The 16,304-nt window shown below is 70.2% G+C and carries 19 protein-coding genes; 7 read left to right on the forward strand and 12 right to left on the reverse strand.

All coding sequences use genetic code 11. The annotated features are described in order from the left end of the window. Window positions 1–111: 111 nt before the first annotated feature. From lexA to AZOLI_RS04740, 8 genes are all read right to left on the reverse strand, one after another. Window positions 112–834, reverse strand: coding sequence for a transcriptional repressor LexA (lexA, locus tag AZOLI_RS04705; RefSeq protein ID WP_014247440.1), 723 nt, complete (start codon window positions 832–834; stop codon window positions 112–114). 200 nt (window positions 835–1,034) lie between these two features. Next, window positions 1,035–2,264 (reverse strand): molybdopterin molybdotransferase MoeA, encoded by a 1,230-nt coding sequence (locus AZOLI_RS04710; RefSeq protein ID WP_044549695.1) that lies wholly within the window; start codon window positions 2,262–2,264, stop codon window positions 1,035–1,037. 4 nt (window positions 2,265–2,268) lie between these two features. Continuing rightward, on the reverse strand, window positions 2,269–2,769 hold the full coding sequence (gene moaC / locus AZOLI_RS04715) for a cyclic pyranopterin monophosphate synthase MoaC (RefSeq protein WP_014247442.1): 501 nt from the start codon (window positions 2,767–2,769) through the stop codon (window positions 2,269–2,271). Beyond that, window positions 2,766–3,239, reverse strand: a complete 474-nt coding sequence (locus tag AZOLI_RS04720; RefSeq protein WP_014247443.1) for a GNAT family N-acetyltransferase — start codon at window positions 3,237–3,239, stop codon at window positions 2,766–2,768. The genes moaC and AZOLI_RS04720 overlap by 4 nt, the downstream gene beginning before the upstream one ends. Window positions 3,240–3,243: 4 nt before the next feature. Next, a complete protein-coding gene (gene trpC / locus AZOLI_RS04725; protein ID WP_014247444.1) occupies window positions 3,244–4,047 on the reverse strand; it encodes an indole-3-glycerol phosphate synthase TrpC in 804 nt (267 codons plus the stop codon). Continuing rightward, entirely contained in the window at window positions 4,047–5,081 is a 1,035-nt protein-coding gene (trpD, locus tag AZOLI_RS04730; RefSeq protein WP_014247445.1) for an anthranilate phosphoribosyltransferase, read from the reverse strand. Before trpD ends, trpC begins: the two co-directional genes overlap by 1 nt. Beyond that, window positions 5,078–5,686, reverse strand: coding sequence for an anthranilate synthase component II (locus AZOLI_RS04735; protein WP_014247446.1), 609 nt, complete (start codon window positions 5,684–5,686; stop codon window positions 5,078–5,080). The genes trpD and AZOLI_RS04735 overlap by 4 nt, the downstream gene beginning before the upstream one ends. A 303-nt stretch (window positions 5,687–5,989) precedes the next feature. Beyond that, complete coding sequence (locus AZOLI_RS04740) at window positions 5,990–6,445, reverse strand: STY0301 family protein (protein WP_014247447.1); 456 nt, start codon at window positions 6,443–6,445, stop codon at window positions 5,990–5,992. A 137-nt stretch (window positions 6,446–6,582) separates the two neighbouring features. Here AZOLI_RS04740 and AZOLI_RS04745 point away from each other — a divergent pair, with 137 nt between their 5' ends. The 3 genes from AZOLI_RS04745 to AZOLI_RS04755 all read left to right on the forward strand — a co-directional run bounded on the left by AZOLI_RS04745 (window position 6,583) and on the right by AZOLI_RS04755 (window position 8,330). Next, a complete protein-coding gene (locus AZOLI_RS04745) occupies window positions 6,583–7,761 on the forward strand; it encodes a divergent polysaccharide deacetylase family protein (protein ID WP_244442524.1) in 1,179 nt (392 codons plus the stop codon). A 27-nt stretch (window positions 7,762–7,788) separates the two neighbouring features. Further along, a complete protein-coding gene (locus AZOLI_RS04750) occupies window positions 7,789–7,995 on the forward strand; it encodes a heavy-metal-associated domain-containing protein (RefSeq protein WP_014247449.1) in 207 nt (68 codons plus the stop codon). A gap of 104 nt (window positions 7,996–8,099) precedes the next feature. Further along, entirely contained in the window at window positions 8,100–8,330 is a 231-nt protein-coding gene (locus AZOLI_RS04755) for an FmdB family zinc ribbon protein (RefSeq protein ID WP_014247450.1), read from the forward strand. A 152-nt stretch (window positions 8,331–8,482) separates the two neighbouring features. Here the strand turns inward: AZOLI_RS04755 and AZOLI_RS04760 are convergent, their stop codons facing one another. Further along, the gene (locus AZOLI_RS04760) at window positions 8,483–10,468 is read right to left on the reverse strand and encodes a lytic transglycosylase domain-containing protein (RefSeq protein ID WP_014247451.1); all 1,986 of its coding nucleotides are present in this window, start codon (window positions 10,466–10,468) and stop codon (window positions 8,483–8,485) included. Between the two features lie 36 nt (window positions 10,469–10,504). Here AZOLI_RS04760 and dapA point away from each other — a divergent pair, with 36 nt between their 5' ends. The 3 genes from dapA to AZOLI_RS04775 are packed head-to-tail and all read left to right on the forward strand — an operon-like array spanning window position 10,505 to window position 12,912. Then, window positions 10,505–11,380, forward strand: a complete 876-nt coding sequence (dapA, locus tag AZOLI_RS04765; RefSeq protein WP_014247452.1) for a 4-hydroxy-tetrahydrodipicolinate synthase — start codon at window positions 10,505–10,507, stop codon at window positions 11,378–11,380. 30 nt (window positions 11,381–11,410) lie between these two features. Continuing rightward, the gene (gene smpB, locus AZOLI_RS04770; RefSeq protein WP_014247453.1) at window positions 11,411–11,884 is read left to right on the forward strand and encodes an SsrA-binding protein SmpB; all 474 of its coding nucleotides are present in this window, start codon (window positions 11,411–11,413) and stop codon (window positions 11,882–11,884) included. 5 nt (window positions 11,885–11,889) lie between these two features. Further along, on the forward strand, window positions 11,890–12,912 hold the full coding sequence (locus tag AZOLI_RS04775) for a methyltransferase (protein ID WP_014247454.1): 1,023 nt from the start codon (window positions 11,890–11,892) through the stop codon (window positions 12,910–12,912). A 165-nt stretch (window positions 12,913–13,077) separates the two neighbouring features. On the opposite strand, the gene AZOLI_RS04780 is transcribed toward AZOLI_RS04775, so the two are convergent. Continuing rightward, complete coding sequence (locus AZOLI_RS04780; protein WP_014247455.1) at window positions 13,078–14,061, reverse strand: aldo/keto reductase; 984 nt, start codon at window positions 14,059–14,061, stop codon at window positions 13,078–13,080. A 101-nt stretch (window positions 14,062–14,162) separates the two neighbouring features. On the opposite strand from AZOLI_RS04780, the gene AZOLI_RS04785 reads away from it, so the two are divergent. Then, window positions 14,163–14,804 carry a TetR/AcrR family transcriptional regulator gene (locus AZOLI_RS04785; protein ID WP_014247456.1) on the forward strand — a complete coding sequence of 214 codons (642 nt, stop codon included), beginning with the start codon at window positions 14,163–14,165 and terminating at the stop codon, window positions 14,802–14,804. On the opposite strand, the gene AZOLI_RS04790 is transcribed toward AZOLI_RS04785, so the two are convergent. Together AZOLI_RS04790 and AZOLI_RS04795 are read right to left on the reverse strand one after the other, a co-directional pair. Next, the gene (locus AZOLI_RS04790) at window positions 14,776–15,636 is read right to left on the reverse strand and encodes a helix-turn-helix transcriptional regulator (RefSeq protein ID WP_014247457.1); all 861 of its coding nucleotides are present in this window, start codon (window positions 15,634–15,636) and stop codon (window positions 14,776–14,778) included. The genes AZOLI_RS04785 and AZOLI_RS04790 overlap by 29 nt on opposite strands. A 33-nt stretch (window positions 15,637–15,669) precedes the next feature. After that, on the reverse strand, window positions 15,670–16,227 hold the full coding sequence (locus tag AZOLI_RS04795; protein WP_014247458.1) for a YbhB/YbcL family Raf kinase inhibitor-like protein: 558 nt from the start codon (window positions 16,225–16,227) through the stop codon (window positions 15,670–15,672). Between the last annotated feature and the right edge of the window lie 77 nt (window positions 16,228–16,304).

The following is a 16,304-nucleotide window of genomic DNA, read 5'->3' on the forward strand; positions in this document are numbered from 1 at the left end:
AACCCTCCCCCGCTCTCAGCGGACCTATGGTCCGCCTGCCGCGTCAGCACAAAGCGAAGCTTTGTGCGAGAGCTGGGCGGGGGAGGGGATCGGTGTTTGGCGGGCAAAACCTCAGTATTTGCGGACCAGACCGACCAGCTTGCCCTGCACGCGGACGCGGTCGGCGCCGAAGATGCGGGTTTCGTAGGCGGCGTTGGCGGGTTCCAGGGCGATGGTGTTGCCCTTGCGGCGCAGGCGCTTCAGCGTCACTTCGCCCTCGTCGACCAGCGCCACGACGATGGTGCCGTTCTCCGCCGCGTCGCAGCGCTGGATGATGATGGTGTCATGGTCGAGGATGCCGGCCTCCACCATCGAATCGCCGGAGACTTCCAGCGCGTAGTGGTCGCCACCGCCCAGCATCGAGGCCGGAACGTCGACGAAGGCGCTGTTGTCGCGCAGGGCCTCGATCGGCGTGCCGGCGGCGATGCGCCCATAGAGCGGCAACTGCACCGTCTCGTTCGCGGCGGCCGGGGTGGGCGTGGGCGGGGCCACGTCGCGGCCGGCGAAGGCGAAATCGCCCTTGATGACGTTGGGCTGGAATTTCGGCTTGGGCGCGGTGCGGGAGCGGGCGGCGTCCAGGCCTTCGGGCAGGCGCAGAACCTCCAGCGCGCGGGCGCGGTGGGGCAGGCGGCGGATGAAGCCGCGTTCCTCAAGGCCGGTGATGAGGCGATGGATGCCCGACTTGGACTTCAGCCCCAGGGCGTCCTTCATCTCGTCGAACGACGGCGAGACACCGCCCTGGCCAAGCCGTTCGTGGATGAACAGCAGCAATTCGTGCTGCTTGCGCGTGAGCATGGATGCCTCCCGGCCGTCGCCAGACTGAAGATGGAACAAAAACCAAACGTTGCCTCCATGTTCTAGTTTGGTTCCTGCCGCGCGTCAAGTCCCCCATCGGCTTCTTTCAGAACTTGAACGGAACATCTGAAACAGCGTGAAACGGTTTTCGGGATGCCGTTCAACTGTTCCATCCGCCGTCCGGGGGCCGTCTCCCAAGGCTAAATGCTGAGCGCTCCATCGGTCAGGGGAAGCACGGCCACCATCGCGCCGGCCGGCTCCGGGTCGGCGTTGGGCGGGCGCGGGATCAGGCAGTCGGCCTGGGCGTAAAGCGAGGTGATGGCGCTGTCCTGCCGGGCAAAGGGGGTGACGGTCAGGACGCCGTCGGGGCCGGCAGCCAGCGTGGCGCGCAGATACTCCTCGCGCCGGTCGTTCGCCTTCAGCGCGGTGGTCAGGCGGGCGCGCAGCGGTGGCCGGTCGTCCTCTGGAGGCAATCCCTGCAGCAGGCGCAGGACCGGGCGCAGGAACAGGACGGCGGTGACGCCGGTGGACACCGGGTTGCCGGGCAGGCCCAGCAGCGACACCCCGCCGGCCCGGCCGAACATCAGCGCCTTGCCCGGCCGCATCGCCACCGTCTGCACCTCCAGAGCCACCCCTCGGTCGGCCAGCACGTCGCGCACGAGGTCGTAGTCGCCATGGGCGGCGCCGCCGGTGGTGACCAGCAGGTCGCAGCCGACGGCACCCTTCGCCATGGCGGCGACGCTGTCGGGCGTGTCCTTGGCGACACCCAGATTGTGGGCGAGCCCGCCCTGGGCGGTCACCAGCGCACACAGGCCGAGCGCGTTGGTGCTGACGATCTGGCTCGGCCCCAGCGGATCGCCGGGCAGGGCGATCTCGTCGCCGGTGGCGAGGATGGCGATGCGCGGCCGGCGGTGGACCGACAGCCAGGGCACGTTGCCACCGGCGGCCAGCGCGATGTCGCGCGCGGTCAGCCGGCGGCCCTTCGGCAGAAGCTCCTGCCCTTGGGCGAAGTCGAAGCCGGCCTGACGGACGAAGCGCCCGGCGGCCACGGCCCGGCCGATCCGCACCGTCGTATCGTCGGCGCTGCAATCCTCCTGCATCACCACGGCGTCGGCGCCGTCGGGCAGCGGCGCGCCGGTGAAGATGCGCACCGCTTCGCCGGGACCGACGCTGCCGCCGAAGGCATGGCCGGCGGAGGATTCGCCGATGCGGCGCAACGCGACAGGAGACTCGGCGGTGGCGGCGGCGATGTCGGCGGAGCGCACCGCCCAGCCATCCATGGCGGCGGCGTGGAAGGGCGGCTGGGTCAGCCGGGCGACCACCGGTTCGGCCAGCACGCGGCCGAGCGCGTCGGGCAGGGCGACCGTCTCCGCCGGCAGAGGGGCGAAGGCCGACAGGATGCGGGCGCGCGCCTCTGCGACGGAGATCATGGCGTCAGGCTCCGGCTGTGGGAGCGGTGGCGGCAGCACCCCATTCGCCGCTCTTGCCGCCGGCCTTGTGCAGCAGGCGGACGTCCGCGATGGTCATGCCGCGGTCCACCGCCTTGCACATGTCATAGACGGTCAGGGCGGCGACGGTGACGGCGGTCAGCGCCTCCATCTCCACGCCGGTCTGGCCCTTCAGCTTGCAGGTGGCGGTCACGTCCACCGCATTGCGCGCCGGGTCGCAGGACAGGTCGACCTTGACCGAGGTCAGCATCAGCGGGTGGCATAGCGGGATCAGGTCCGGCGTGCGCTTGGCCCCCATGATGCCGGCCAGCCGGGCGACCGACAGCACGTCGCCCTTCTTCACCCCGCCCTGCATGATGAGCGCCAGCGTTTCCGGCTGCATCAGCACGGTGGCGGCGGCGGTCGCGGTGCGTTCGGTGTCCGCCTTGTCGGAGACGTCGACCATCACCGCCTTGCCCTCGGCATCGAAATGGGTGAAGCCGCTCATGCGACGGTCTCCCGCAGGGGTTTCTCCATGAAGACGCTGACGCCGTTTTCCTTGTAGCAGGCGTAGGGGCCGCGCTCGGCGAAGCCGGCCTTGCGGTAGAGCCCCAGCGCCTCGTGCTGGTGGATGCCGGATTCGAGCAGCAGGGCGGTCAGCCCCTCAGCCCGCGCCTGCTCCTCCAGCCGGGCGAGCAGCCGGTCGCCGATGCGGTGGCCGCGGGCGGCGGGATCGACGAACATGCGCTTGACCTCGCCATAGCCCGAGGGGTCGACGCGCAGCGCGGCACAGCCGACCGGAACGCCGTCCTTGCGGGCGACGAAGAAGCGCACGTCCGGCGCTTCCAACTCGCCGATGTCGAGCAGGTGGCAGGTGTCCGCCGGATAGAGGTCGAGCAGATAGCGGTCCAACGCGGCGACCAGCGCGATCACCGGCTCCTGGCGCGGGCTTTCTGCGGCGATGGCGATCTCGGTCATCAGTTTAGACCGGGGCCAGCAGGGCGCGGGTGGCCGCGGTCACGTCGGCCTGCCGCATCAGCGATTCGCCGACCAGGAAGCAGCGCGCCCCGACCTTCGCCATGCGGGCCAGATCGGCGGGGGTGTAGAGCCCGCTTTCGGCGACCAGCATGCGGTCGGCCGGCACGTTGGCCGCCAGTTCCTCAGTCGTCGCGATGTCCACCGCCAGCGTCTTGAGGTTGCGGTTGTTGATGCCCAGCAGCGGAGTCTTCAACAGCAGCGCACGGTCCAGCTCGGCGCGGTCATGCACCTCGACCAGCACGTCCAGGCCCTGGGATATCGCGGCATCCTCGATCTCCGCCGCCTGGGCGTCGGACAGCGAGGCCATGATGATGAGGATGCAGTCCGCACCCAGCGCCCGGGCCTCCACGATCTGATAGGGATCGACCATGAAGTCCTTGCGCAGCACCGGCAGATCCACAGCGGCGCGGGCGGCGACCAGATACTCGTCCTTGCCCTGGAAATAGGGCTCGTCGGTCAGGACCGACAGGCAGCTCGCCCCGCCGTCGCGATAGGCGCGGGCCAGGGCCGGGGGATCGAAATCGGCGCGGATCAGGCCCTTGGACGGGCTGGCCTTCTTGATCTCGGCGATCAGGCCGTAGCGCCCGGCCTCCACCGCGGCGCTGAGAGCCCGGATGAAGCCGCGCGGCGGGTCGGTCTCGTTGGCGGCCTTGGCGGCGGCCTCGACCTCCGACAACGGGCGGGCGGCCTTGCGGGCGGCGACCAGCGCACGCTTGTCGTCGTTGATGCGGGTCAGAACGTCGCTCATCAGGCCACCGCCTCGTTGGTGATGGCGACCAGCCGGCGCAGGCGGTCGCGGGCGCCGCCGCTGTCGATGGCGTCGGCGGCCATCGCCACACCCTCCTTCAGCGTCGCGGCCTTGCCGGCCACCAGCAGGGCGGCGGCGGCGTTCAGCAGCACGATGTCGCGATAGGGGCTGCGCACCCCGTCGAACAGGGCGTGGATCGCCTCGGCATTCACCTGGGCGTCGCCGCCCTTCAGGTCCTCGATCCGGGCGCGCGGCAGGCCGGCATCCTCCGGCGTCACCTCGAACACCGTCACCTCGCCGTCCTTCAACTGGGCGACGGTGGTGGGGCCGGTGGTGGTGATCTCGTCCAGCCCGTCGGAACCGTGGACGACCCAGGCCGCTTCGGAGCCCAGGCGATGCAGCACCTGCGCCAGCGGCTCCACCCACTGCTTGGAGAAGACGCCCAGCACCTGCCGCCGGGCGGTCGCCGGGTTGGCGAGCGGACCCAGCAGGTTGAAGACGGTGCGGGTGCCGAGCTCGACGCGGGTCGGGCCGACGTTGCGCATGGCAAGGTGGTGGCGCGGGGCCATCAGGAAAGCGATGCCGGCATCCCACAGCGCCTTGCGCACCAGCGCGAAGTCGCAGTCGAGGTTGACGCCCAATGAGCCCAGCACGTCGGCGGCACCGGATTTCGACGAGATGGCGCGGTTGCCGTGCTTGGCGACCGGCACGCCGCAGGACGACACCACCAGCGCCGCGGCGGTGGAGATGTTGTAGGTGCCGGCGCCGTCGCCGCCGGTGCCGCAGGTGTCGATGGTGCCGGGAGGCGCCTCCACCGGAATCGCCTTGGCGCGCATGACGCGGGCGGCGCCGGCGATCTCGTCCACCGTCTCGCCGCGCACGCGCAGCGCCATCAGGAATCCGCCCATCTGCGACGGGGTGGCATTGCCTGACATGATGATGTCGAAGGCGAAGCCGGCCTCGGCCTCGGTCAGGGCGGCGCCGGTGGCGACCTTGCCCAGAATGGACTTCATGTCGCTGAGGTCGCCGCTCATGCCGCGCTCTCCAGGGCCGCGGTCTCCGGGCGGGGACGGGTCAGGTCGAGGAAATTCTGCAGGATCTTGTGGCCGTGCTCGCTCTCGATGCTCTCGGGGTGAAACTGCACGCCATGGATCGGAAGCTCGCGGTGGGCCAGCGCCATGATCAGGCCGTCGGCGGTCTCGCCGGTCACCTCCAGGCAGGCGGGCAGCGTGTCGCGCTCGACGATCAGCGAGTGGTAGCGGGTGGCGCGGAACGGGCTGGGCAGTCCGGCGAGCACGCCGCGGCCCTCGTGCCGGATGTCGTCGACCTTGCCGTGCATGGGGACCGGCGCGCGGATCACCCGGCCGCCGAAGGCCTGACCGATGGACTGGTGGCCCAGGCAGACGCCCATCAGCGGCAGGCGGGCCTTGGCGGCGGCGTCGATCAGCGGAAGACAGATGCCGGCGCGGTCGGGATCGCAGGGGCCGGGGGACAGCACGATGCCCTCGGGACGGAGGGCCATCGCCTCCTCCACCGTCAGGGCGTCGTTGCGGCGGACCTGCACGTCGGCGCCAAGCTCGCCCAGATAATGGACGAGGTTGTAGGTAAAGCTGTCGTAGTTGTCGATGAGCAGCAGCATGCGCCTTCCACCTTCGCCCGGATCGTCGGGGCCGTTCCGCCCCTGTTCCAACGACGGACACCCTAGCCGCTGAGGGGGCGGATTTCCAGCCTCTGCGGAGAAGCCGTTGCAATCGCTCAAAGCCCCTCTCCCTCGATGGGAGAGGGGTTGGGGTGAGGGTGGCGCCGGCAAGCGCTGGTCGGACTATGTCTCCAGAGTCCTTACCGGTCGGGTAGCACCCCTCACCCCAAACCCCTCTCCCGCAAGGGGAGAGGGGCTTTACCTTTGTTTCTGCTGCGCTGGACAGAACTCGGCGATATGCCGTCAGCGGCAGTCGAGCTGCGGCAGGGTCTTCGGATCGTCCAGCACGGTGCCGCGGATGTCGGTTTCCAGCGTCAGGGTGCAGCGGCGGATCTGGCGCGGCAGGTCGGCGGCGAGCGTCGCCTGGGTGTTGCGGTAGCGGCAGACCAGGAAGACGTTCTCCCGCCGCGAACCGGAAAACTCCCAGACCTGGACGATGCTGCGCCCGCGCCGCACCTCGCGGTCGGGTGCGAGCGTGGCGGGGGCGGCGGAGGTCATCTGGCTGGCGCGGTCGCCCTCGACGATGGAGATGCCGGCGAAGCCGTGGCTGTCGCGGCCGGGGTAGGGCGACCAGCCGCCGGGGGCATCGGGCTGCGCCTGGACGGTCAGGCTGGCCGGGCAGTCCAGCCCCTGGGCGGCCAGAGCCGGAGTCGCGGCGGCGGTCGGAAGCAGGACGGCGATGACAAAGATGGGACGCATCTGGCGGACTCTTCGGGCAGACTCTGGCGGATGGGCTCGGACGGACGGGACAGGCAGCGCCGCAGCGGCGTCCTGCACCGATTGGGCGATTGCGGTCGCGGCGGCAGGGTGCCACTGTGCGGCGCCCCGGTCGCAGGATGGACGTCGTCACCATGGCCCGCAAGGCGCCTTCGAAAGCTCGCAAGTCTCCGCTTCCCCCCTTCCTGTCCAACCCCTTCGTCCTGGCGCTGGCCGCCGTCGCCGCGGTGTTCGCCGTGGCGCTGGGGGTGGCGACGCTGACCGGCGGCGGCTCCGGTGGCGGCTCCGGTGGAAGGGCCGGCGGCGATGCGGCCAAGCCGGCGCCGGTGCAACAGGCGGCCCAGCCGGCGGTACAGCCTCCGCCGGTGCCGACCGCGAAGGTGGAGCCGCCCGCCGCGCCTTCGTCCGCCGCGCCTTCGTCCGCTGTGGCGCAGCCCGAGACCGACGCCCCTGGCAATGCGGTGGCGGAGAAGCCGGCGCAGGTCGAGTCCCGCCCGGCGGCGACGGTGGTGGCGATGCTGCCGCCGCCTGTCGCTCCCGCCCAGCCGCCGCAGGTGCAGGCTCCGCCGGGCAATGCCGCGCTGTGGCGGAAGAATGCCCTTCCGGCGGAGGTGCCGCAGGGCAAGCCGATGATCGCCATCGTCATCGACGACATGGGGCTGGACCGGAAGCGCTCGACCAGGATGGCTGGCCTACGCGGGCCGCTGACGCTGTCCTGGCTGCCCTATGCCCGCGATCTGCCGGTCCAGGCCAGGGCGGCGCGGGCCAATGGGCATGAGCTGATGCTGCACATGCCGATGGAACCCAGCGTGAAGGCCGATCCCGGCCCGAATGCGCTGCTGGTCTCGCTCGACCGGGGGGAGATCGTGAAGCGGGCCCGTGCGGCACTGGACAGCTTCGACGGCTATGTCGGGGTCAACAACCATATGGGAAGCCGCTTCACCGCCGACCGGCAGGCGCTGGCTCCCGTGCTGGCTGAACTGCATCGCCGCGGCCTGCTGTGGCTGGACAGCCGGACGACGCCCAACAGTGCCGGAATCGGGCTGGCGCGGGAGATGAAGATGCCCTGGGTCGGCCGCGACATCTTCCTCGACAACCAGGAAACGGTGGCGGCGGTGAAGGCCCAGCTGGCGAAGACGGAACAGGTGGCGAAGCGGCAGGGCTATGCCGTCGCCATCGGCCACCCGCATGATGCGACAATCGATGCCCTGGCGTCCTGGTTGCCGGAGGTGCAAAAGCGTGGCTTCGTACTTGTCCCGGTCAGCGCGGTGGTGCGGACGCACCATGCCGGCGGCTGACCCGACCGTGAGGGGAGCCCCGTGACGATGGCCGATGCATACAAGGTGGATGGGATGACCTGCGGCGGCTGCGCCCGCTCCGTGTCCAACGCGATCACCAAGGCGGCGCCCGAAGCGGCGGTGACCGTGGACCTCGCGACCGGCACCGTGCTGGTGGACGGCGGCATCCCGGCGGAGGTGGTGCAGCAGGCGGTGGAGGCCGCCGGCTTCGATTTCGGCGGCGCCGCGGCCTGACTGCGGCGCGGTTCGCCGCGTTTGATGCGGCGCAACAAAACCGTTTTCAGAATATGGGTATTGCGGGATACTCGGGACGACGCGATTCGTGCCGGGAGCTTCCGATGCCGCTTTACTCGTACCGCTGCAAAGCCTGCGACCATGGGTTCGAGAGCCTTGTGCGCTCTGGAGAAACGCCGGTCTGCCCGTCCTGCGGCAGCGCCGATCTGACCCGCCAGCTGTCGAATGTGGCGCCGGAGGGCAAGTCCGGCGCCGTCGTCCAGTCGGCCCGCCGGATGGCGGCGAAGGAGGGGCACTTCAGCAACTATTCGCGGGCGGAACGGCCGAAGGGGTGAGGGAGGAAGCGTAACGGCCCCCTCCCTAACCCTCCCCCGCTTTCAGCGGGAGAGGGAACTGCCGCCGCCATGCAAACTCTCCCCTCTCCCGCTGAAAGCGGGGGAGGGAGGGACCCTCGGCAAAGCCGTGGGAGGGAGGGGGCACCACCCGTCTACCGCCGCAGATCCCTGTCCAGGTTCGGCTCCACCCGGTCGCCGCCCAGGCGGGAGCGGTAGACCTGGACGGCCTCCAGCACGCGCTGGACATAGTTGCGGGTCTCGGAGATCGGGATCAGCTCGATCCAGTCGACCACGTCCACAGCCTCGGTCCGCGGATCGCCGTAGGTCTGCAGCCATTGGCGCACCCGGTTCGGCCCGGCATTGTAGCCGGCGATGGCCAGCACCCAGGACCCGTTGAAGCGGTCGATCAGCTCCGACAGATAGGCCGAACCCAGCATGACGTTGTAGCCGGGGTCGGAGGTCAGCCGGGCTTGCGTGTGCTTCAGGCCGAGCTTGCCCGCCACCAGCTGCGCCGTGGCCGGCATAAGCTGCATCAGGCCGCGGGCGCCGGCCGACGAGACGATGGTGGGGTTGAAAGTGCTTTCCTGACGGATGATGCCGTGGATCAGCGCCAGTTCCGGCGCCGCCGGCCGGGCGTCGATCATCGGGTAGCCGGCTTCGACCAGGAACACCTCGTTCTGCGCCGCATCCTTGGCGGCGGCGACGGCGAGATCGCGGCGGCCGACCTCGCTCGCCAGCCGGGCGGCGAGAACATAGTCGGCGGGCGACTTGGCATCCAGGCTGATGCGGCGGACGAAGCTGCCCAGCCGCTCGTCGGTGCTGCCGCCGATCTCCGCCAGCAGGCGGGCGACGCGCACCACCTCGCGCCGGTTGAAGGCGGCGCTGTCGGCGCTGGACACCGACGGCGGGGCCGGCAGGGTGACGGCGCCGTTGGAGACATGGCGGAAGGCCAGCTGGCCGTAGAAGGTGGTGGGGTAGGTCGCGGCCTTGGCGTACCACTCGCGGGCCGGTTCCGTCTGTCCCAGAGCCTCCGCCGCCCGGCCGCACCAGTAGGCGCCGCGCGCCTTGCTGATCGGCGCCGAGACGGAGCGGTAGAGCTTGTGGAAATGGGCGAAGGCCTCCGACGGCTTGTCGAGGAAGCGCAGCGCCAGGAAGCCCGACAGGAACTCGGCGTCGGCGAAGGCGCTGCCCTCGGTCATGCCATGGGTGCTGACCAGACGATAGGCGAGGTTGAAGTCGCCGCGTTCCATCGCCCGGCGGGCCAGCAGATGACGCTCCGGCCACCAGGCCTGCGGACGGCCGAGGTCGGTGCCGGCGCGGGCCATGATCTCCAGCGCGCCGGCATCGTCGCCCTTGCGGCGCAGATAGCGGGCGCGGTCGAACATCAGGCCGGGATCGTCGCGTAGGGCAGGGGCGACCCGCGCCAGCGCCGCGTCGGCGTTCGGGTTGTCGCCGTCCAGCGCGATGCGCGCCTCGATCAGCGTGTCATAGGCCTCGTCGAAGAAGGGCAGCATCCGGCGGACCGGCGCGTCCTGCCTCGCCCACAGCAGCCGGTCGATGCGCGCCTTGTGGTCCTGCGGGCGCAGATAGGGGGTGTAATGGGCAAGGAAGGTCGCCTCCTCGTCCGGGGTGAAGGTGGCGTCGGCCCACTGTTTGCGGATCAGCGTGGTCGCGCGTTCCACGCTGCCGGTGGCGATCAGCGCGTCGGCATGGCGGACGAAACCGTCGTTGGTCTGCGGCGGGGACTGGCGGAACCACTCCACCACCTCGGCCGGCGGGATGTCGGGCATCGCCATCTCGGCCTGACGGCGCAGCGCCGCCATGTTGGGCCAGTCCGGATTGTCGCGGATGAAGGCCGATATGTCGGCGAAGCTGCCGCCGCCGGGGGTGGCGAGCGCCATCCAGCGCAAAACCTTCGCCGGTAACGGGTCCTGGGCGCGGGACGCCGTGGCGAGCGCTTCGGCCAGCCGGTCGTTGTCCGCCAGCTTGAAAGCCTCGCGATAGACGGCGATGTCCTGCGCGCTCAGCGCCGTGGCGGGCAGGGCGCCGGGAACCGCGGCGATAAGGGTGAGGAGACCCGCGAAAACAGCGGTCCGGGCGCTCTTGCCGAGGGCGGCGGGGAGGGATAATGTGCGCAACTCTTTTTTCCAGCTAAGCCGACTGAGGAGGCAGCCATGTTCCACGGTTCCGTCGTCGCCCTTCTGACTCCGTTCAAGGGCGGGAAAGTGGACGAGAAGGCCTTCCAGTCCTTCGTGGAGTGGCAGGTCGCCCAGGGCACGCACGGTCTTGTGCCCTGCGGCACCACCGGCGAGTCGCCGACCCTCTCCCACGAGGAACACAACCGCGTCGTGGAACTGTGCATCGAGGCGGCCGGCGGCAAGGTGCCGGTGATGGCCGGGACCGGTTCCAACTCGACCGACGAGGCCATCGCCCTGACCCGCCATGCCCGCCAAGCAGGCGCGCAGGCGGCGCTCGTGGTCACGCCCTACTACAACAAGCCGTCTCAAGAGGGTCTGTACCAGCATTTCAAGGCGATCCATGACGCGGCGGATTTGCCGATCTTCATTTACAACATTCCCGGCCGCAGTGTCGTGGATATGTCTGTGGCGACGATGGCCCGGCTGGCGAAGCTGCCCAACATCGTCGGCGTGAAGGACGCCACCGCCGATCTGTCGCGCCCGTCCCGCCTGCTGCAGGAGGTCGGCCCCGACTTCATCCAGCTGTCGGGCGAGGATGCCACCGCGCTGGCCTTCAACGCGCAGGGCGGCGTGGGCTGCATCTCCGTCACCGCGAACATCGCACCGGCGCTGTGCTCCGCCATGCAGACCGCCTGGGCCAAGGGCGATCTGAAGGAGGCCTTCCGCCTGCGCGACGTGCTGTCGCCGCTGCACGACTCGATGTTCGTCGAGACCAGCCCGGCCCCGGTGAAGTTCGCCGCCAGCCTGCTTGGCCTCGCCACCGACGAGGTGCGCCTGCCGCTGGTGCCGGCGTCCGACACCGCCCGTGCCGCCGTTCGTGGAGCCATGACCAAAGCCGGCCTGTTGTCGTAAGCGACAGAACGGGCCGTAGAGGAGAGAGACTTGGCGACGCGCGAGGAAGCTAAAAAATACGCGGCGCAGAACCGCCGCGCGCGATTCGACTTCTTCATCGACGATGTTCTCGAAGCCGGGATCATGCTGACCGGCTCCGAGGTGAAGTCGCTTCGCGGCGGCCGCGCCAGCGTGAACGAGGCCTATGCCGGCCTGAAGGGCGGGGAGCTGTTCCTGTTCAACGCCTACATCCCCGAATATCTCCAGGCCGGCCGCGTCGATCAGCATGAGCCGAAACGGCCGCGCAAGCTGCTGGTCCGTCGCCGCGAGTTGGACAAGCTCGCGGCCGGCATCAAGCAGAAGGGCGTCACGCTCGTGCCGATGTCGGTCTATTTCAACGACCGCGGCTTCGCCAAGGTCGAGATCGGTCTCGCCACCGGCAAGAAGAAGCACGACAAGCGCGAGAGCGAGAAGGAACGCAGCTGGCAGCGCGACAAGGCGCGGCTGATGCGCGACAAGGGCTGATTCAGGTGGCACGTCTCGACAACCGGGCCACGGACCGCGACCAGACCGTCGCCGCCGTGGCCGCCGAAGCCCTGTCCGACATCCGGCCGCAGGGCCGGATCCTCGTGGCCTTCGACAGTGACGGCGCCATTGCCGACGCGCTTCGCGACGGTGGGGCGGAGGTGGTGGTGTGGAACCGGCTCGCGGTTGGCGGGCAGGCCGCGACGCCCTGGCCGGCGGAGGGGCCGTTCGACGGTGCCGTGCTGCGCCTGCCGCGCGGCTGGGCCGGATTCGAGATGGCGCTGCATGCGCTGGCCTCCCGCCTTGCCCCTGGTGCCCCGCTGTGGATCGCCGGCGGCAATGACGAGGGCGTGACCAGCGCACCCAAGCATCTCGACGGTCTGGCCGGGGATGCGGAGACGCTGATCATCAAGCGGCGTGCCCGGCTGCTGCTGACCCGGCGCACCGACGCGCCGGCCAAGGGCGCGCTGGAGGATTGGCGGCAGACCGTCAGCCTGACGCTGCCCGACCGGACGCTGGAACTGGTGTCCTATCCCGGCCTGTTCGCCCACGGGCATCTGGATGCCGGCACCGAATGCCTGCTGAAGGTGCTGCCGGAGGTCGCAGCCGGCACCCGTGTGCTGGATTTCGGCTGCGGTGCCGGGGTGATCGCGCGGGCGGTGCGCGAACGCCAGCCGGACGCGCCGCTGACCCTGCTGGACATCGACGCGGTGGCCCTGCACGCCGCCCGCCAGAATGTGCCGGACGCCGAGCTGGTGCTGAGCGACGGGCTGGCGGGGCTGGGCACCCGCGAGCGCTTCGGCCTGATCCTGTCCAACCCGCCGCTCCACCGCGGCAAGGATGAGGATTTCGGCATGCTCGACGCGCTGGTGGCCGGGACCAAGCAGTATCTGAAGCTGCGCGGCACGCTGGTGGCGGTGACCCAGCGAACGGCCGGTGTGGGCAAGCTGTTCAAGGCGGCCTTCGGTCACAGCGACATGCTGCTGGAGACCACGCAGTTCCAGGTCTGGGCGGGGACGCCGAAGTAGGGGGCAGGTGCGGGTGCCCCCTCCCTAACCCTCCCCCGCTTCGCGGGAGAGGGAACTGCCGCCGCTTTGCGAATTACCCACGTCGACAAGCGTTCTACCCCCTCTCCCGCGAAGCGGGGGAGGGATGGGGAGGGGGCGAGCCGTCACCAAATCAGCACCTCTGCCTCACACATTCACCCCCCGCATCCCCTCCGCCGTATAGCGGTCGCCCGCCGCGACACCCGGCGGCAGCGCATCGCTCAGCGCCTTCACCTCCGCTTCGGTCAGCGTCACCGCGGCGGCGCCGACATTCTCCTCCAGATACTTGATCCGCTTGGTCCCCGGGATCGGCAGGATTTCCGGCCCCTGGGCCAGCAGCCATGCCAGCGCCACCTGTCCCGGCGTGCAGCCCTTCCGCGCCGCCAGTGCCTTCACCTGTTCGACCAGGGCCAGATTGCGGTCGAAATTCTCGCCGGCGAAGCGCGGCGCTACGCGGCGGAAGTCGTTCTCGGCGAACTGGTCGGGGCTGCTGACCGCGCCGGTCAGCATGCCGCGGCCGAGCGGCGCATAGGCGACCAGCGAGATGCCCAGCTCGCGGCAGGCCGGCAGCACCGCATCCTCCATGTCGCGGGTCCACAGCGAATATTCGCTCTGCACCGCGGCGATGGGGTGGACGGCATGGGCGCGGCGCAGGGTGGCGGCCGACACCTCCGACAGGCCGAGCGCCCGGACCTTGCCGGCCTTCACCAGATCGGCCATGGCGCCGACCGTCTCCTCCACCGGGATGTCCGGATTCAGGCGGTGGACGTAGTAGAGATCGATGGTCTCCACCCCCAGCCGCTTAAGCGAGGCGTCGCAGGCCTGCGCCACATAGGCCGGGCTGGTGTCGATGCGGCGGGCGTATTCGCCGGGCTGGCGAACGATGCCGAACTTGGTCGCGATCACCACCCGGTCGCGCTTGCCGGCCAGGAAGCGGGCGAGCAGCGATTCGTTATGGCCGCTGCCGTACATGTCGGCGGTGTCGTAATGGGTGATGCCAAGCTCCAACGCCCGCTCCAGCGTGGCGAGCGACTGGGAATCGTCGGTCGGTCCGTAGAACTCCGACATGCCCATGCAGCCGAGACCGATCTCGGAAACGGAAAGAATGCTGCCGATGCTGCGCTGTTTCATCGCTTTACCCCTCCCGCGCCGCGGCCGGGCGGATTACCCTGGGAGCCTGCGGCAGCAAATACACTACACGGTGCAGTGTACTTAACGGCAGGAGAATGTCAATGTCTCGGGAGGGGGATGCTGTGCGCGGTTCGGCGAAGCGGGATGCGGTGGTGGAGGCGGCGACCCGTGCCTTCCTGACCCACGGGTACGAGGCGTCGTCGATGGACGCCATCGCCGCCGACGCGAATGTGTCCAAGCGCACCGTCTACAATCATTTCCCTGGCAAGCGGGAGCTGTTCCAGGCCGTCGTCTCCGGCCTCTATGAGGGGTTCCACAGCGACGGCGACCAGACCCTTCGCCATGACCAGCCGCCGGAGCAGGCGCTTCCCGCCTTCCTGCGGTCGCTGCTGGTCCATATGCGGCGGCCGGAGGTGCGCGGGCTGCTGCGCCTCGTCATCGCCGAGCATCAACGCTTTCCCGAGCTGTCGCAGGACTATCTGGAAGGCGGAAAGGGGCAGGCCTATGCGCTGCTCGACGACTATATCGCCGCCCAGCATGCGCGCGGCCGGCTGAATGCGCCCGATCCGCATGTGGCGGCGACCCAGCTGCTGGGCGGCATCAAGGAGGTGCTGTTCTGGCCGACCATGCTGGGCCTGCCGGTCACCGCCGACCCGGAGCGGGTGATCGCCGAGTCGGTGGCGGCGCTGGTGCGGGCCTATGGCAGGGCGCCGGTCAGCGGTCGCGAAGGTCCGACGGGTTGACGCCGACAGCGGTGCGGATGCGCCGGGCGAAGTGGGACCGGTTGGCGTAGCCGCAGGCCTCCGCCGCCTCCTGCACGCTCAGTCCCTCGCGTTCTAGGAGATCGCGGGCGTGGGCGACGCGCTCCTCGACCAGGATGCTGCGAACGGAGCAGCCCTCCCCGGACAGACGGCGGCGCAACGTGCCGGTGCTGAGGTTCAGCGCGTCGGCAACGGCATCCGCCGTCCAGGCGGTGTCGGGCCGGGTGCGCAGCAGTTGGCGCACCGCATCGGCTGTGCCGGTCGGCGCGACCGGACCCAGCCACCAGACGCCGTCCTCCAGCAGGGCCAGAAGCACCTCCATGCAGCGATGCTCGGCCAGCTTTGCCGGCAGCGGCGGGTCGGCGGTCAGGCCGTCGGCGGCGTGGTGGATGGCATCGGTCAGGGCCGGCGTCAGGGTGACATGCCAGTCGCCCGGCCGGGCGCGCTGGGTCAGCCCCTCCGTGCCATGGGCGCGCAGCAGGCGGCGCACCATCTCCGCTGGGAACTCCAGCACCAGGGCGCGGTAACGGCCGGCGGAACCGGGATCGTTCACCACCGACCCGCACCAGCCCGGCGGCAGCAGCATGGCCGTGCCGGCGGGAAAGTTGCGGGTGGTGCCGGAGGCGTCGGTCAGTTCCTTGACGCCTTCCAGCACGGCGATCAGGGCGGTGCGTTCGATCCGCACCTCCGCCAGCCGCTCGCAGTCATGGGCGATGAAGGCCCACAGCTCCGGCCGGTGCGGACGGTCGCCTGCCCCGGGACGCTGGTCGCGGGCGGCGAAGCGGGACAGGCGGGCGAGGAGGTCTGGACCCATGGACACCATCCTAAGGCGAAGGCCGGCGGGCGATCAACGGCCGTAGCGGGCGGTCAGCGTCGCTTTCGCCAGCGTGGCGGCATTCAGGTTGAAGCCGACCATCGCGCCGGACGCATCGGCCGGCAGGGGCAGGCTGTCGACCTTCAGCGCGTGGACGGTGACGATGTAGCGGTGCGGCGTGTCGCCCTGCGGCGGGCAGGGGCCGCCATAGCCGGCGGTGCCGAAGTCGGTCCGGCTCTGCACCGCGCCGGCGGGCAGCAGCGGCTTTGCCGGGTCGCCGGCACCGGCGGGCAGGCCGCGGGTGTCGGGCGGCAGGTTGAACAGCACCCAGTGCCACCAGCCGCTGCCGGTCGGCGCATCGGGATCGTAGATGGTGACGGCGAGGCTGCGGGTGCCAGCCGGCGGTTCGGTCCAGCTCAGGGCCGGCGACCGGTTGCCGCCGCTGCAGCCGAAGCCGGCGAAGACGTTGCGCTCCGGGATCGGCGACGCGTCGGTGAAGTCGGGGCTGCGCAACTCGAAGGCGGCAGCGGGAGCGGCCGTCAGCAGCAGGGCGGCCAGCAGGGCCGGGCGGAATAACATGGTCGGGGTCATCGGGGCGTCTCCGCTGGGTGGGATGCCCCCGACGATAAAGGGCCGCGGATCGCTCCGCGGCCCCGGACGGCTCAAAG

This window comes from Azospirillum lipoferum 4B, from assembly GCF_000283655.1.
In the GTDB taxonomy this organism is placed as follows: Bacteria; Pseudomonadota; Alphaproteobacteria; order Azospirillales; family Azospirillaceae; genus Azospirillum; species Azospirillum lipoferum_C.

Excerpts from the sequence above, each read along its gene's own strand:
- lexA (WP_014247440.1), bottom strand. The coding sequence starts at position 834 with ATGCTCACGCGCAAGCAGCACGAATTGCTGCTGTTCATCCACGAACGG.
- AZOLI_RS04710 (WP_044549695.1), bottom strand. The coding sequence starts at position 2,264 with ATGATCTCCGTCGCAGAGGCGCGCGCCCGCATCCTGTCGGCCTTCGCC.
- moaC (WP_014247442.1), bottom strand. The coding sequence starts at position 2,769 with ATGAGCGGCTTCACCCATTTCGATGCCGAGGGCAAGGCGGTGATGGTC.
- AZOLI_RS04720 (WP_014247443.1), bottom strand. The coding sequence starts at position 3,239 with ATGACCGAGATCGCCATCGCCGCAGAAAGCCCGCGCCAGGAGCCGGTG.
- trpC (WP_014247444.1), bottom strand. The coding sequence starts at position 4,047 with ATGAGCGACGTTCTGACCCGCATCAACGACGACAAGCGTGCGCTGGTC.
- trpD (WP_014247445.1), bottom strand. The coding sequence starts at position 5,081 with ATGAGCGGCGACCTCAGCGACATGAAGTCCATTCTGGGCAAGGTCGCC.
- AZOLI_RS04735 (WP_014247446.1), bottom strand. The coding sequence starts at position 5,686 with ATGCTGCTGCTCATCGACAACTACGACAGCTTTACCTACAACCTCGTC.
- AZOLI_RS04740 (WP_014247447.1), bottom strand. The coding sequence starts at position 6,445 with ATGCGTCCCATCTTTGTCATCGCCGTCCTGCTTCCGACCGCCGCCGCG.
- AZOLI_RS04745 (WP_244442524.1), top strand. The coding sequence starts at position 6,583 with ATGGACGTCGTCACCATGGCCCGCAAGGCGCCTTCGAAAGCTCGCAAG.
- AZOLI_RS04750 (WP_014247449.1), top strand. The coding sequence starts at position 7,789 with ATGGCCGATGCATACAAGGTGGATGGGATGACCTGCGGCGGCTGCGCC.
- AZOLI_RS04755 (WP_014247450.1), top strand. The coding sequence starts at position 8,100 with ATGCCGCTTTACTCGTACCGCTGCAAAGCCTGCGACCATGGGTTCGAG.
- dapA (WP_014247452.1), top strand. The coding sequence starts at position 10,505 with ATGTTCCACGGTTCCGTCGTCGCCCTTCTGACTCCGTTCAAGGGCGGG.
- AZOLI_RS04780 (WP_014247455.1), bottom strand. The coding sequence starts at position 14,061 with ATGAAACAGCGCAGCATCGGCAGCATTCTTTCCGTTTCCGAGATCGGT.
- AZOLI_RS04785 (WP_014247456.1), top strand. The coding sequence starts at position 14,163 with ATGTCTCGGGAGGGGGATGCTGTGCGCGGTTCGGCGAAGCGGGATGCG.
- AZOLI_RS04790 (WP_014247457.1), bottom strand. The coding sequence starts at position 15,636 with ATGGGTCCAGACCTCCTCGCCCGCCTGTCCCGCTTCGCCGCCCGCGAC.
- AZOLI_RS04795 (WP_014247458.1), bottom strand. The coding sequence starts at position 16,227 with ATGACCCCGACCATGTTATTCCGCCCGGCCCTGCTGGCCGCCCTGCTG.